Source organism: Shinella agrisoli, assembly GCF_046557955.1.
In the GTDB taxonomy this organism is placed as follows: Bacteria; Pseudomonadota; Alphaproteobacteria; order Rhizobiales; family Rhizobiaceae; genus Shinella.
In genome coordinates this window covers 1-12,928 of the sequence record NZ_JBJIEP010000037.1, presented here as the reverse complement: position 1 = coordinate 12,928, position 12,928 = coordinate 1, and the positions used below count along the sequence as shown (strand labels likewise).

Annotated in this window: 12 protein-coding genes; 9 read left to right on the top strand and 3 right to left on the bottom strand. The window is 66.0% G+C overall.

The genetic code is table 11. The annotated features are described in order from the left end of the window. Positions 1-1,122 (top strand): helix-turn-helix transcriptional regulator, encoded by a 1,122-nt coding sequence (locus tag ACIIOY_RS25220; protein WP_411037431.1) that lies wholly within the window; start codon positions 1-3, stop codon positions 1,120-1,122. Positions 1,123-1,149: 27 nt separating this feature from the next. On the opposite strand, the gene ACIIOY_RS25215 is transcribed toward ACIIOY_RS25220, so the two are convergent. Beyond that, a complete protein-coding gene (locus ACIIOY_RS25215; protein ID WP_411037430.1) occupies positions 1,150-2,400 on the bottom strand; it encodes a ubiquinone biosynthesis hydroxylase in 1,251 nt (416 codons plus the stop codon). A 95-nt stretch (positions 2,401-2,495) separates the two neighbouring features. Here ACIIOY_RS25215 and tesB point away from each other — a divergent pair, with 95 nt between their 5' ends. The 6 genes from tesB (at position 2,496) to ACIIOY_RS25185 (ending at position 9,976) form a co-directional block, all read left to right on the top strand. Continuing rightward, positions 2,496-3,383 (top strand): acyl-CoA thioesterase II, encoded by an 888-nt coding sequence (gene tesB / locus ACIIOY_RS25210; RefSeq protein WP_411037429.1) that lies wholly within the window; start codon positions 2,496-2,498, stop codon positions 3,381-3,383. Positions 3,384-3,601: 218 nt separating this feature from the next. After that, positions 3,602-3,952: a P-II family nitrogen regulator gene (locus ACIIOY_RS25205; RefSeq protein ID WP_411037428.1), complete on the top strand. Its 351-nt coding sequence runs from the start codon at positions 3,602-3,604 to the stop codon at positions 3,950-3,952. A 29-nt stretch (positions 3,953-3,981) separates the two neighbouring features. Further along, the gene (locus ACIIOY_RS25200; protein ID WP_411037427.1) at positions 3,982-5,343 is read left to right on the top strand and encodes an ammonium transporter; all 1,362 of its coding nucleotides are present in this window, start codon (positions 3,982-3,984) and stop codon (positions 5,341-5,343) included. 236 nt (positions 5,344-5,579) lie between these two features. Beyond that, entirely contained in the window at positions 5,580-8,249 is a 2,670-nt protein-coding gene (locus ACIIOY_RS25195; protein WP_411037426.1) for an FtsK/SpoIIIE family DNA translocase, read from the top strand. 97 nt (positions 8,250-8,346) lie between these two features. Further along, positions 8,347-9,027, top strand: coding sequence for an outer membrane lipoprotein carrier protein LolA (locus ACIIOY_RS25190; RefSeq protein WP_411037425.1), 681 nt, complete (start codon positions 8,347-8,349; stop codon positions 9,025-9,027). Between the two features lie 142 nt (positions 9,028-9,169). After that, positions 9,170-9,976 (top strand): exodeoxyribonuclease III, encoded by an 807-nt coding sequence (locus ACIIOY_RS25185; protein ID WP_411037424.1) that lies wholly within the window; start codon positions 9,170-9,172, stop codon positions 9,974-9,976. A 6-nt stretch (positions 9,977-9,982) separates the two neighbouring features. Here ACIIOY_RS25185 and ACIIOY_RS25180 read toward each other — a convergent pair whose 3' ends face one another. Both ACIIOY_RS25180 and ACIIOY_RS25175 read right to left on the bottom strand, forming a co-directional pair. Further along, positions 9,983-10,438 (bottom strand): cyclic nucleotide-binding domain-containing protein, encoded by a 456-nt coding sequence (locus ACIIOY_RS25180; protein WP_411037423.1) that lies wholly within the window; start codon positions 10,436-10,438, stop codon positions 9,983-9,985. Between the two features lie 20 nt (positions 10,439-10,458). After that, complete coding sequence (locus tag ACIIOY_RS25175) at positions 10,459-11,142, bottom strand: response regulator transcription factor (protein WP_411037422.1); 684 nt, start codon at positions 11,140-11,142, stop codon at positions 10,459-10,461. 140 nt (positions 11,143-11,282) lie between these two features. Between ACIIOY_RS25175 and ACIIOY_RS25170 the strand changes: the two genes are divergently transcribed. Together ACIIOY_RS25170 and ACIIOY_RS25165 are read left to right on the top strand one after the other, a co-directional pair. Then, on the top strand, positions 11,283-11,798 hold the full coding sequence (locus tag ACIIOY_RS25170; protein WP_411037421.1) for a L,D-transpeptidase family protein: 516 nt from the start codon (positions 11,283-11,285) through the stop codon (positions 11,796-11,798). Positions 11,799-11,933: 135 nt separating this feature from the next. After that, the gene (locus tag ACIIOY_RS25165) at positions 11,934-12,764 is read left to right on the top strand and encodes an aldo/keto reductase (protein ID WP_411037420.1); all 831 of its coding nucleotides are present in this window, start codon (positions 11,934-11,936) and stop codon (positions 12,762-12,764) included. The last annotated feature ends 164 nt before the right edge of the window (positions 12,765-12,928 follow it).

Sequence of the window (12,928 nt, the reverse complement as noted above, 5' to 3'; positions counted from 1 at the left end):
ATGCGCGACGAGCGGGAACTGAGGGCGATTGTATCCGAGCTTTCCGAGGAAATCCGGCGGGCGACCTGGGGACAAACGGAGTGGAAGGACGTTTGCAAGGCCGTCACCCGGTCGTTTCCCGGCTCCTATGCCGCAATCCTCAACCAGAACGTCCTGAATCCCGGATTCGGGTTCGTCGTGTCGGACGGAATCGAGGAAGAGGATTTCAACAATTTCCTGACCCATTATAGCCTGCGAAATCCCTGGCAAGACTTCTGGTCGAAGTCTCCGAGCGGCGCCATCATCGTGTCGGAGCGGGACGAACCGGCGTCGCTCTACCGCAACAGCGAGTTCTACAACGACTGGATGAGGAAAGTCGGCGACTACGATGCGGCCGTGGGGATAAAAATCCGCTCCTTGTCGGAGGAACTGCTCTACTTGCCGACACACTATTCGACGCGCCTTGCGGAAACCTATGACCGGGAGCTCGAATATGTGATGACCAGGGTACGGCCGGTGCTCGACGAAGCCGTTTCGATCAAGCAGCGGATTCGCAGCCTGGCGGAACACCAGAACGCCCTGGCTGCCTTGATCGACCGCGAAGAGGGGATCGCGTTCGTCATCGACGAGACGATGCGCCTGAAGAATGCCAACACCGCTGCGATCGCAGAATTCGAACGCAGCAAGATACTGCGCTGCCAGCGGGACCGCATACGGTTTCACGATCCTGTCTTCAACGACCGGTTCCGCCATTCCTGCAGGATGCTCGTCGGTGGAGCGGCCCGATCCCGTCACAGGCTGGCGCTCAGGTGGAGGACAGGGGCGGCGATCGTCTCTCTTTGCCGCCTGCCCGACGTCACCATCCACGGCTTGCTGCCGGTCCATCCGCAAATACTCGTCCAGGTAACGGACCCGCACCAGACGGCGTCGCGGCCGAACCTTGAGCTTCTCTGCGCGATGTACGACCTGACGCCACGCGAGGCGTTGCTTTGCCAGTCGTTCGCGGCGGGCCTGCCGCTTCAGCAGGCGTGCAAGGCCGTCGGGATCAGCTATGAAAACGGCCGGCAGCGGCTAAAGATGATCTTCCAGAAGACAGGGGCGCGCAACCAGGCGGAACTGCGCATGATCCTGAGCCGCTTTTGAAGAGACAACCTGCGACGCCGTGGAGACCTAGATCCTCTGCCCGACCAGCATGCGCGGATGGCCGCCGCCGGCGGTGCCTTCGGCCTGGCGGATGAAGAAGGACTTGAGGCCCGGCAGCCGGTCGACGACGCCGAGGCCGACATCGCGCAGCACGCGCAGCGGCGTCACGTCGTTGGAGAAGAGGCGGTTCAGCACGTCGGTTGTGATGCCCATGCGGACCGTATCGAAGCGGCGCCACATCTCGTAGCGCTCCAGGACGGATATGGCGCCGATGTCGAGGCCGAGGCGGTCGGCCTCGACGATCGTTTCGGCAAGCGCCGCCACGTCCTTGAAGCCGAGATTGAGGCCCTGGCCGGAAATCGGATGGATGCCGTGCGCGGCATCGCCCGCCAGCGCGAAGCGCGGGGCGACGAAGGCGCGGGCGAGCGTGAGGCCGAGCGGGAAGGCGCGGCGGCCGCCGACGACCTTCAAGGCGCCCAGCTTGTGGCCGAAGCGGCGCTCCAGCTCCTCCTCGAAGACGAGGTCGTCGCTCTCGACGAGGCGGCGGGCGTCCTCCGTGCGTTCGGTCCAGACGAGCGAGGAGCGGTTGCCGGTGAGCGGCAGCGTGGCGAAGGGGCCGGCCGGCAGGAAATGCTCCTCCGCCGTGCCGTCGTGCGGGCGCTCGTGCTCCACGGTGGTGACGATGCCGGACTGGCCGTAGTCGAAGCGCACGGTCTTGATGCCGGCCATGTCGCGCAGCCTCGAGCGCACGCCGTCGCAGGCGACGAGCAGGCGGGCCCGGCGCCCGGAGCCGTCGGAAAGGCGCACCGCCGTCGCATGCTGGCCGGTGGAAAAACCCTCCGCCGAGGTCGCCCAGCGCACGGGAATGCCCAAAGTTTCCGCCTGGCGCAGCAGGCTGCCGGTCATGGCGCGGTTCGGCACCATATGGGCGAAGGGCTGGCCGTCGTCGCCGGAGCCCGTGCCCTCGAAGGTCAGGAAGACGGGACGCACGGGATCGGCCGTGCGCGAATCGGTGATGACCATGCGGCGGATGGGCTCGGCCTCGGGCGTGATCTCGTCCCAGACGCCGAGGACGCCGAGCAGGTTGCGCGCCGCCGCCACGATCGCCGAGGCGCGCTCGTCCTTCTGCCAGACGTGCTCCGGAGCGCCGTCCACCACCTCGACGGCAAGGTGCGGCGCCGCCTTCTTGACGGCGACGGCCAGCGACAGGCCGACATAACCGCCGCCGGCGACAAGTACGTCGAGCATGGCCGCGTCGGGCGTCTGGGCTTCGGTCATGGCGTTCTCCTGGCCGCTTGAGGTCTCCTTCCCGTCTATATAGAGGAGGAGGAACCGCTTTCCTACCTTGGGACACTTTCGGGAGCCACGTCCAAATGTCGCGCCAGATTGCCGGGAACCCCGCCATGGATACCCTCCTTGAAACGCTCGATCTCGAACGGCTGGAGACGCGGCTTTTCCGCGGCAAGAGCCCGCAGGTCGGCTGGCAGCGCGTGTTCGGCGGGCAGGTGATCGGCCAGGCCCTCGTCGCCGCCAGCCGGACGGTGGAGGAGCAAGGCCGTTTCGTGCACTCGCTGCACGCCTATTTCGTGCGGTCGGGCGATCCCTCCGTGCCGATCATCTACGACGTGGAGAACATCCGCGACGGCGGTTCCTTCGCCACGCGCCGCGTCGTCGCCATCCAGCACGACAAGCCGATCTACTTCATGACGGCGTCCTTCCAGGACGATGAGGACGGTTTCGACCATCAGGCGCCGATGCCCGACGTGCCGCCGCCGGAACAACTGCTCGGCGAGGCGGACCTGAAGGGCCAGTTCATGGCCAAGGCCCCGGCCCATATCCGCGCCTACTGGGAGCGTCCGCGGCCGATAGAGCTGCGCCCCGTCTCGCTGACCCATTATTTCTCGCGGCAGAAGCTGGAGCCCAGCCAGAACGTATGGATGCGCACCACGGGCCCGGTGCCGGCCGAACGCCACCTCCAGGCCGCGGTGCTCGCCTACCTTTCCGACATGACGCTGCTCGACACCTCGCTCTTCGCGCACGGCACCTCGGTGCTCGACCGCTCGCTGCAGGTGGCGAGCCTCGACCATGCCATGTGGTTCCATCGCCCGCCGGCCGTCGACGACTGGCTGCTCTACAGCCAGGACAGCCCGTCGGCCTTCGGCGGGCGCGGGATGACGCGTGGCGCGATTTTCACCCGCTCGGGCACCCTGATTGCCTCGGTGGCGCAGGAGGGGCTGATTCGGAAAAAGGCAACTGACTAAATTTTGCCCAATATTCCGTTTGCGCCTATTTTTTGAACATCTGCGGTGGTGATTTTTTGCGCCGAAGCAGGGGTGCTATTTTTATCCATTTAATTTCAATAGTTTAGACAACCAGTTCGAATCTGGCACGCCCCTTGAATGTGTAGCTCCGGTCGTTGTGGACATGATGTTGCCAACGGCAAGGAGAGATGGCCCCGGCTGGGGGACAAGCACGAAGGATGGGAAACCAGATGAAAATTGTGATGGCCATTATCAAGCCGTTCAAGCTCGATGAGGTGCGAGAAGCCCTTACCGCGGTTGGCATCCAGGGCCTGACCGTGACGGAAGTGAAGGGCTACGGGCGCCAGAAGGGGCACACGGAAATCTACCGCGGCACCGAATATGCCGTCAGCTTCCTGCCGAAACTGAAGATCGAGATCGCCGTGCCGAGCGACCTCGTCGATACGGCGGTCGATGCGATCGCCTCCGCCGCCAAGACCGGCCAGATCGGGGACGGCAAGATCTTCGTCTACTCCATCGACCATGCCGTGCGCATCCGCACCGGCGAAACCGATTCCGAAGCGCTCTAAGCAAACGGCCTATCAGGAGCATTTTCAACATGTCGTCATTCAAGCTTTCGCATACCTTCTCCCGCGTGGCCGCAGCCACGGCGGGCGCGCTTGCGCCGGCCGTCGCCTTCGCGCAGGAAGCCGCGCCCGCGGCCACCGAAGCAGCCGCCGCCGCGCCGGTGCCGGACAAGGCCGACACGGTCTTCATGTACGTCACGACCCTCCTCGTCCTGTTCATGCTGATCCCCGGCCTCGGCCTGTTCTACGGCGGCCTGGTGCGCGCCAAGAACATGCTGTCGGTTCTCATGCAGTGCACGGTGATCGGCGCGACCATGATGATCGTCTGGGTCGTCTACGGTTATTCCTTCGCCTTCGGCGGTTCGACGAGCGCCTATTTCGGCGGCTTCGCCAAGCTCTTCCTCTCCGGCGTGACGGTGGACAGCACGGCCGCCACCTTCACCGACGGCGTCGTCATTCCGGAATACATCTTCATCGTGTTCCAGATGACCTTCGCCGCCATCACGCCGGCGCTGATCGTCGGCGCCTTCGCCGAGCGCATCAAGTTCTCGGCCGCCGTGCTCTTCTGCGTGCTGTGGGCGACCTTCGTCTACTTCCCGGTCGCCCATATGGTCTGGGATGCCAACGGCCTGATCTTCGGCATGGGCGCCCTCGACTTCGCCGGCGGCACGGTGGTGCACATCAATGCGGGCGTGGCGGGCCTCGTCGGCGCGATCATGGTCGGCAAGCGCACCGGCTTCGGCAAGGACATGATGGCGCCCCACTCGATGACGCTCACGCTCGTCGGTGCCGCCATGCTGTGGTTCGGCTGGTTCGGCTTCAACGCCGGCTCGAACCTCGAAGCGTCCGGCGGCGCGGTGCTCGCAACCGTCAATACGTTCCTTGCGACCGCCGGGGCGATCGTCTCCTGGTCGCTCGCCGAAACCTTCACCCGCGGCAAGGCCTCGATGCTCGGCGCGGCCTCGGGCATGATCGCCGGCCTCGTCGCCGTCACGCCGGCCGCCGGCTCCGTCGGCCCGATGGGTGCGATCGTCCTCGGCCTCGTCGCCGCTCCGGTCTGCTACTTCTTCGTCTCCACGGTGAAGAACAAGTTCGGCTACGACGACACGGCGGACGTCTTCGGCGTCCACGGCATCGGCGGCATCATCGGCGCGGTCGGCACCGGCATCCTGGCGGCCCCCTCGCTCGGCGGCACCGGCGGCGAGGACTTCTCCATCGCCTCGCAGGTCTACACCCAGATCATCGCCGTCCTCATCACCATCGTCTGGTGCGGCGTCGTCTCGGCGATCCTTTACAAGGTGGTCGACCTGATCGTGGGCCTGCGCGTCACCGTCGAAGCCGAGCGCGAGGGCCTCGACCTCTCGTCCCACGGCGAAGCGGCCTACCATTCCTGAGCGGATCGCGGCGGCCGGCGGGCCGCCGCTCACAGTCCCGTCGCGGCCATAGGACACTATGCCGCTCCTCGCCCGGACCTCGGTCCGGGCCTTTTTCGTCCATCTTGCCGGAAACCACGGCGCGGCGCGCATGGTTAACACGCCATTAAGGCTTCCTTCGTAGGGTTCACAGTCAGGCGCATCCGCGAATCACGCGGACCGCCCGCGATTTTCCTGGAGTGGACACAGGCTAACCAATGAGCAGAAGCATTTCGGCAGGACTGGACAACCGTCACGACCGCTTCGTTCTGTCGGCATTCGTCTGGCGACAGCTGCAGATCCTCGTCGGGCTCTGCATCTTCGCGGGCCTTGCGCTCGCCATCGCCGCGCTCTCCACCTGGAATGTCTCGGACCCCAGCCTCTCCTATGCCTCCAGCGGCGAGCCGGCCAACATCCTCGGCTATCCCGGCGCGGTCTTCGCCGATCTCTTTATGCAGTTCTTCGGCCTGGCGAGCGTGATCGCGCTCCTGCCGGTCGTCGCCTGGGGCCTCGCGATGATCAGCGGCCGGCGCTTCAATCGCGTGCCGCAGCGCGCGGCCGCCTGGCTCGGCGGCGCGATCCTCGCCTCGGCCGCGCTCGCCTGCGTGCCCGGCCCGGTGACCTGGCCGCTGCCGACCGGCCTCGGCGGCGTCTTCGGCGACATGATCCTGCGCTTTCCCGCGCTCTTCACCGGCGCGTATCCCACCGGCATGTTCGCAACGGTCCTCGGCTGCATCATCGCCGTGCCGGCCGCCTGGCTGATGGTCTTCAGCGCCGGCCTCATCGGCACCGTGGCGATCGACGACGAGGAGGATTTCGCGCCCGTGCCGACGCCGAGCCGCGCCCGCGCCGTTTCCGGGGAGGACGAGGAGGACGACGAGCGGGAAGGTCCGCTGACCGTTCTTGCCGGCGCCATGACCCATGCCTGGTATACCGGCCAGGCGCGCGTGCGCCGCATCTTCGGCCTCTCGAGCCAGCGCCGCAGGGCCCGCGGCATCGAGCAGCCCTACGACTTCAACGAGGACGAGTTCGGCACGCTGAATGAACCCGTGCGCGCCCGCGCCTCCGGCCGTGCGGGCGAGCGCGTCGAGCCCTCGATGGAAGGCCGCCGGGCCGTCTCCGCCCCATCGATCACGCTCGACGACGACCTGCCCTTCGACATGGACGATGAGCCGCTCGCGCGCCCGAGCGGCATCCTGCCGGACGACGACGCCGACGACATCGCCGCCGACTGGGCCCCGCGCCGCGCGCCGTCCCGTCCGGCGATGCCGGCGGCCAATGCGCGCGTCGTGCCGCCCGCCGCCCGGCCGAAGCCCGGCCAGCGCGTCGAGCGGGAGGCGCAGACCTCCTTCGTCGGTCCGGACGGTTTCCAGCTGCCGCCGATCCACCTTCTCGCCGAGCCGAAAGGCCAGGTGCGCGATGCGACGCTTTCCGCCGACGCGCTCGAACAGAACGCCCGCATGCTGGAAGGCGTGCTGGAGGATTTCGGCGTCAAGGGCGAGATCATCCATGTGCGCCCCGGCCCGGTCGTCACGCTCTACGAGCTGGAGCCGGCGCCCGGCATCAAGTCGTCCCGCGTCATCGGCCTTGCCGACGACATCGCCCGCTCGATGAGCGCGATCGCCGCGCGCGTCGCGGTCGTGCCCGGCCGCAACGCCATCGGCATCGAGCTGCCGAACCAGGGCCGCGAGACCGTCTACCTGCGCGAGCTCATCGCCAGCCGCGATTTCGAGACGTCGAAGGCCCGCCTCGCCATGGCGCTCGGCAAGACGATCGGCGGCGAGCCGGTCATTTCCGACATCGCCAAGATGCCGCACCTGCTCGTCGCCGGCACCACCGGCTCGGGCAAGTCCGTCGCCATCAACACCATGATCCTGTCGCTGCTCTACCGCCTGAAGCCGGAACAGTGCCGCCTGATCATGATCGACCCGAAGATGCTGGAGCTCTCCGTCTACGACGGCATCCCGCACCTGCTTTCCCCCGTCGTCACCGATCCCAAGAAGGCGGTCGTCGCCCTCAAGTGGACGGTGCGCGAGATGGAGGAGCGCTACAAGAAGATGTCGAAGATCGGCGTGCGCAACATCGACGGCTTCAACAGCCGCGTCGAGCAGGCGCTTGCCAAGGGCGAGACGATCACCCGCACCGTGCAGACCGGCTTCGACCGCCAGACGGGCGAGGCGATCTACGAGACGGAGGAATTCGACCTGCAGCCGATGCCCTACATCGTCGTCATCATCGACGAGATGGCAGACCTGATGATGGTCGCCGGCAAGGACATCGAGGGTGCCGTGCAGCGGCTCGCGCAGATGGCGCGCGCGGCCGGCATCCATGTCATCATGGCGACGCAGCGTCCCTCCGTCGACGTCATCACCGGCACGATCAAGGCGAACTTCCCGACGCGCATCTCCTTCCAGGTGACGTCGAAGATCGACAGCCGCACCATCTTGGGCGAGCAGGGCGCCGAACAGCTCCTCGGCATGGGCGACATGCTCTACATGGCCGGCGGCGGACGCATCCAGCGCGTGCACGGCCCCTTCGTCTCGGACAACGAGGTGGAGGCCGTCGTCGCGCACCTCAAGACGCAGGGCGCGCCGCAATATCTCGACGCGATCACCGAGGACGACGACGAGGACGACGATGCGGGCGGCGGCCCGGCCGGCACGGCCAACCTCGAGGATTCCGACGATCCCTACGACCAGGCGGTGGCCGTGGTGCTGCGCGACGGCAAGGCCTCCACCTCCTACATCCAGCGCCGCCTCGGCATCGGCTACAACCGCGCCGCCTCGCTGATCGAGCGCATGGAAAAGGAAGGGCTGATCGGCCCGGCCAACCACGCCGGAAAGCGCGAGATCCTCGTGCCGACGGAAGACGAAATTTCGGGACGATGACCGGGAACGCGGGGCCTTCTGCGGCGTTTCGACCGGCAAGTCTCGCGTTAGGAGCCAGTGCCATTATGGCGCCGCGTTTGGCTCGCATGACAGACGCATGAAGGAGACCGACATGATCCGATCCGAACACGGCCGCGCGACCGGAACGCTCACTCGCCGCGGCTTCACCTGCCTTCTGGCCTTCACGCTCGCAGCCGGCCTTTCGGGGCTTTTCCCCGCGGACGCTTCCGCCCAGGCCGGCGGAACGGCGCAGAAGATCGCCGACCACTTCTCGTCCGTGAAGACCATGATGGGCGAGTTCGTGCAGTTCGGCCCGCGCGGCGAGCAGACCGGCGGCAAGTTCTACATCGACCGGCCGGGCAAGATCCGCTTCAACTACGAGGATCCCTCGCCGATGCGCGTGATCGCCGACGGCAAGTCGGTCGTCATCGGCAACCGCAAGCTCAAGACCTGGGACATCTACCCGCTCTCCAAGACGCCGCTCAACCTGCTGCTCGGCAACAGGATCGACCTTTCGGCCAAGATGGTGCGCGACGTGAAGGAGGAGGCGGACCTGACGACGATCGTGCTCGGCGACAAGAGCATGTTCGGCGATTCGACCATCACCATGATGTTCGACCCCAAGACCTATGACCTGCGCCAGTGGACGATCACCGACGCGCAGGGCAAGGACACGTCCGTCATGATCTTCAACGTCAAGACCGGCGTAGCGCTCGACGACAAGGTCTTCGCGATCCCCTACGACGAGATCCGCAACCGCGGCGGCTCCAACCGGTAGCATCGGGCCGGGCGCGAAAGCGGTCTTGCCGCCGCGCCTCGTGCCCCGGACCCCGTCTCCAGCGCATTCGTGCGCCGCCAGGTGATTCCACCCGGCCGAAAAATGCTCTAAGACGCCCCCGGACGAACTTTCGGGGACAGGCATGGCACTTTCGATCGCGACATGGAACATCAACTCGGTGCGGCTGCGCATGCCGCTCGTCGAGCATTTCCTCACGACCTTCGCGCCGGATATCCTGTGCCTGCAGGAGACCAAGTGCCCGAACGACCTCTTTCCCGCAAAGCCGCTGAAGGCGCTCGGCTACGAACACATCGTCATGCACGGCCAGAAGGGCTACCATGGCGTCGCCACCATCTCACGCCTGCCGCTGACCGAAATCGTCGAACGGCGCGACTATTGCGGCGTCGGCGACGCGCGCCATGTCTCGGTGCTCTTCCATCACCGGAACAAGTCGATCCGCCTGCACAATTTCTATGTGCCGGCCGGCGGCGACGAGCCGGACCGCACGATCAATCCGAAGTTCGGCCACAAGCTCGATTTCATCGAGGAGATGAAGCTGCTGCATGCGGAAGCCGAAGCCGGCATCTCCTCCATCCTCGTCGGCGACCTCAACATCGCGCCGCTGGAGCATGACGTCTGGTCGCACAAGCAGCTCCTGAAGATCGTCAGCCACACGCCGATCGAGACCGAGGGCCTGATCGACGTCATGACGAAGGGGGCCTGGGTCGACCTCATGCGCCGGAAGGTGCCCGCGGAGCAAAAGCTCTATACGTGGTGGAGCTACCGCTCGGCCGACTGGCAGGCCGCCGACAAGGGCCGGCGCCTCGACCATATCTGGTCCTCCGCCGACCTCGAACCGCACCTTGCCAATATCTCCGTGATCCGCGAGGCGCGCGGCTGGGAGCGGCCGTCCGACCATGTGCCGGTCATCGCCGAGTTCGATTTCTGAGCGTCTTCAGGCGAAGCGGCCCGCAAGGCCGCGCATCTGATGGATCATCGCCGCAAGGTTCTCGCGGATGCGGGCATCGACGATGAGCGCGACGTCCGGATATTCCTCCAGCATGCGCCGGAAGAGGGGGCGGTTGATGCGGATGACCTCGCTGTCCTCCAGCGCGACCGCCGTGTACTTGCGCTCGACGGCGGAAATCATCGCAAGCTCGGAGAGCAGTGTGCCCGGCTCCGCCACGCCCTCGTCGCGCGTCGAACCGTCCCGCTGCGTCGAGGTCAGCTGGAACGAGCCGTGGGCGACGACGAAGCCGCAATCGGCCGAAGTGCCCTCGCGAAACAGCGTCTGTCCTTCGACGAGCCGCCGGCGCTCGGCGCCGAAGGCCATCAGCCGCAGCTTGTCGTCGGCAAGGCCGGCAAAGAGCGGCACCTTTGAAAGAAGGGCGATGTCGTCGCTGAGAGCCACGTCGGGCGCTCCTCACTGAATCACGGGACTATCTTGTAGCCGCCGTTCTCTGTCACGAGAATCTCCGCATTGGAAGGGTCCCGCTCGATCTTCTGCCTGAGACGGTAGACATGCGTCTCTAGCGTGTGGGTCGTCACGCCCGAATTGTAGCCCCAGACCTCTTCCAGAAGCACGTCGCGCGTCACCACTTTCTGGTCGGCGCGATAGAGGTAGCGGATGATCGCCGCCTCCTTCTCGGTCAGGCGGATCTTCTGGCCGTTCTCCATGGTCAGCAGCTTCTGGCCGGGCTTGAACGTATAGGGGCCGACGGTGAAGGTCGCGTCCTCGCTGCTTTCGTGCTGGCGAAGCTGGGCGCGGATGCGCGCGAGCAGCACGGCGAAGCGGAAGGGCTTCGTCACGTAGTCGTTGGCGCCGGCTTCAAGGCCGAGGATCGTGTCCGAATCGGTGTCGTGGCCGGTCAGCATGATGATCGGCGCCTTGAAGCCGCCCTTGCGCAGGAGCTTCACCGCCTCGCGCCCGTCCATGTCCGGCAGGCCGACATCCATGATGAGGAGGTCGATCTGGTTGTTGCGCGCCGTCTGGATGCCCTTGCCGGCGGTCGTTTCCTCGAGCGTCGAGAATTCCTCGTAGAGCGAGAGCTGCTCGACGAGCGTCTCGCGCAGGTCGTTGTCGTCATCGACAAGAAGGATGGTGCGGGATGTCATGCTTTACCTCTCGGCATTCCTCTGGAAAGTAAGGGAACTGGCGCTTTTGGCAAGCCCGCCCGTGGTTTAGCCAGTCAAGTTGCCGCATGGCGCGAATATGACGGATGGATATGAGCCGGATCACATCTCTTGAACATTGCGTGAAGACGGTCCTCGTGCGCCCTGCGCCCGGCGGAAGGAGCCGCGCCATCGTGCAGGTCGGCCCGCTGCGCATCCCCGCGGCGATCGGCCGTGCGGGGCGCACGAGCCGCAAGCGGGAAGGCGACGGCGGAACGCCGATCGCCGCCATGCCGCTTCTGTCCGGCTTTCTGCGCGCCGACCGGGTGGCCTTGCCGAAGACCGCGCTGCCGATGCGGCGCATCCGGCCCTTTATGCTGTGGTGCGACGAGCCGGGACACCCCTCCTACAACCGCCTCGTGCGCGCGCCGTTCCGGCCGAGCCACGAGGAGATGCGGCGCAAGGACGGGCTCTACGACATCTGCCTCGTGCTCGACTGGAACGTGACGTCGCGCAGGCGCAATGCCGGCTCGGCGATCTTCTTCCATCTCATCCGCCCGGGCTACGAGCCGACGGCCGGGTGCATCGCCGTCGCCCGGCGCGACATGCTGCGCATCCTGCCGCACATGCGCCGCGGCACCGTGGTGCGCGTTCTTTGAGGAATTTTGCCGGGAGCCGGGCTGAAAGGGCGGGACGGCAAACCTATATCAGCCTCGACCGTCGCCGGGCTTCAAGGCGCCACGGGAAACCCGTCCGGGTTCAAGCACGCCATTCCTTTTCATGGAGACATTCTGATGAGCGATCAACCGACAATCCTGTTTCACGACGGCAACAGCATTCCCCAGGTCGGCCTCGGCGTCTGGCAGACCCCGAACGATACGGCCGTGACCGCGGTCAAGGCGGCGCTTGCCGCCGGCTATCGCCATGTCGACACGGCGGCGATCTACGAGAACGAGGCGGGCGTCGGCGAGGGCATCCGCGCTTCCGGCGTTCCCCGTTCGGAGATCTTCCTCACGACGAAGCTCTGGAATTCCGACCAGGGCTACGACACGACGCTGAAGGCCTTCGAGGCCAGCCTGAAGCGGCTCGGCACGGATTATGTCGACCTCTACCTCATCCACTGGCCGGCGCCGAGCCGCGGCCAGTACGTGGACACGTGGAAGGCCTTCGTCCAGCTCCAGAAGGAAGGCCGTGCCCGCTCGATCGGCGTGTCGAACTTCTATCCCGAGCACCTGCAGCGCCTGATCGAGGAGACCGGCGTCACCCCCGTCATCAACCAGATCGAGCTGCATCCCGACTTCCCGCAGAAGGAGGCGCGCGCCTATCACGAGAAGCACCGCATCGTCACCCAGTCCTGGAGCCCGCTCGGCCAGGGCACGCTGCTCGAAAACCCGGTGGTCGGCAAGGTCGCTGCGAAACACGGCCGTACCCCCGCGCAGGTCATCACCCGCTGGCATATCGACAACGGGCTGGTGGTCATCCCGAAGTCGGTGACGCCGTCGCGCATCGAGGAAAATTTCAAGGTCTTCGACTTCAGGCTCGACGACGAGGACATGGCGACCTTCGCAACCCTCGAAAAGGACGGCCGGCGCATCGGCCCCGATCCGATGACGGCGGCGTTCTGAGCCGTTGACGGGCAGGCGCGGGCGGATTGACCGCCCGCGCCCGCTCATGCCGGTCTTTATCCCGATCCTCGACCGCTCCCTCTCCGTCGTCATCCTCGGGCTTGTGTGGAAGAAGTGTGGTTTACTGGATGCACCGGCCGGGATGCGCATCCCGGCCGGTGCAG

Excerpts from the sequence above, each read along its gene's own strand:
- ACIIOY_RS25220 (WP_411037431.1), top strand. The coding sequence starts at position 1 with ATGCGCGACGAGCGGGAACTGAGGGCGATTGTATCCGAGCTTTCCGAG.
- ACIIOY_RS25215 (WP_411037430.1), bottom strand. The coding sequence starts at position 2,400 with ATGACCGAAGCCCAGACGCCCGACGCGGCCATGCTCGACGTACTTGTC.
- tesB (WP_411037429.1), top strand. The coding sequence starts at position 2,496 with ATGTCGCGCCAGATTGCCGGGAACCCCGCCATGGATACCCTCCTTGAA.
- ACIIOY_RS25205 (WP_411037428.1), top strand. The coding sequence starts at position 3,602 with ATGGGAAACCAGATGAAAATTGTGATGGCCATTATCAAGCCGTTCAAG.
- ACIIOY_RS25200 (WP_411037427.1), top strand. The coding sequence starts at position 3,982 with ATGTCGTCATTCAAGCTTTCGCATACCTTCTCCCGCGTGGCCGCAGCC.
- ACIIOY_RS25195 (WP_411037426.1), top strand. The coding sequence starts at position 5,580 with ATGAGCAGAAGCATTTCGGCAGGACTGGACAACCGTCACGACCGCTTC.
- ACIIOY_RS25190 (WP_411037425.1), top strand. The coding sequence starts at position 8,347 with ATGAAGGAGACCGACATGATCCGATCCGAACACGGCCGCGCGACCGGA.
- ACIIOY_RS25185 (WP_411037424.1), top strand. The coding sequence starts at position 9,170 with ATGGCACTTTCGATCGCGACATGGAACATCAACTCGGTGCGGCTGCGC.
- ACIIOY_RS25175 (WP_411037422.1), bottom strand. The coding sequence starts at position 11,142 with ATGACATCCCGCACCATCCTTCTTGTCGATGACGACAACGACCTGCGC.
- ACIIOY_RS25165 (WP_411037420.1), top strand. The coding sequence starts at position 11,934 with ATGAGCGATCAACCGACAATCCTGTTTCACGACGGCAACAGCATTCCC.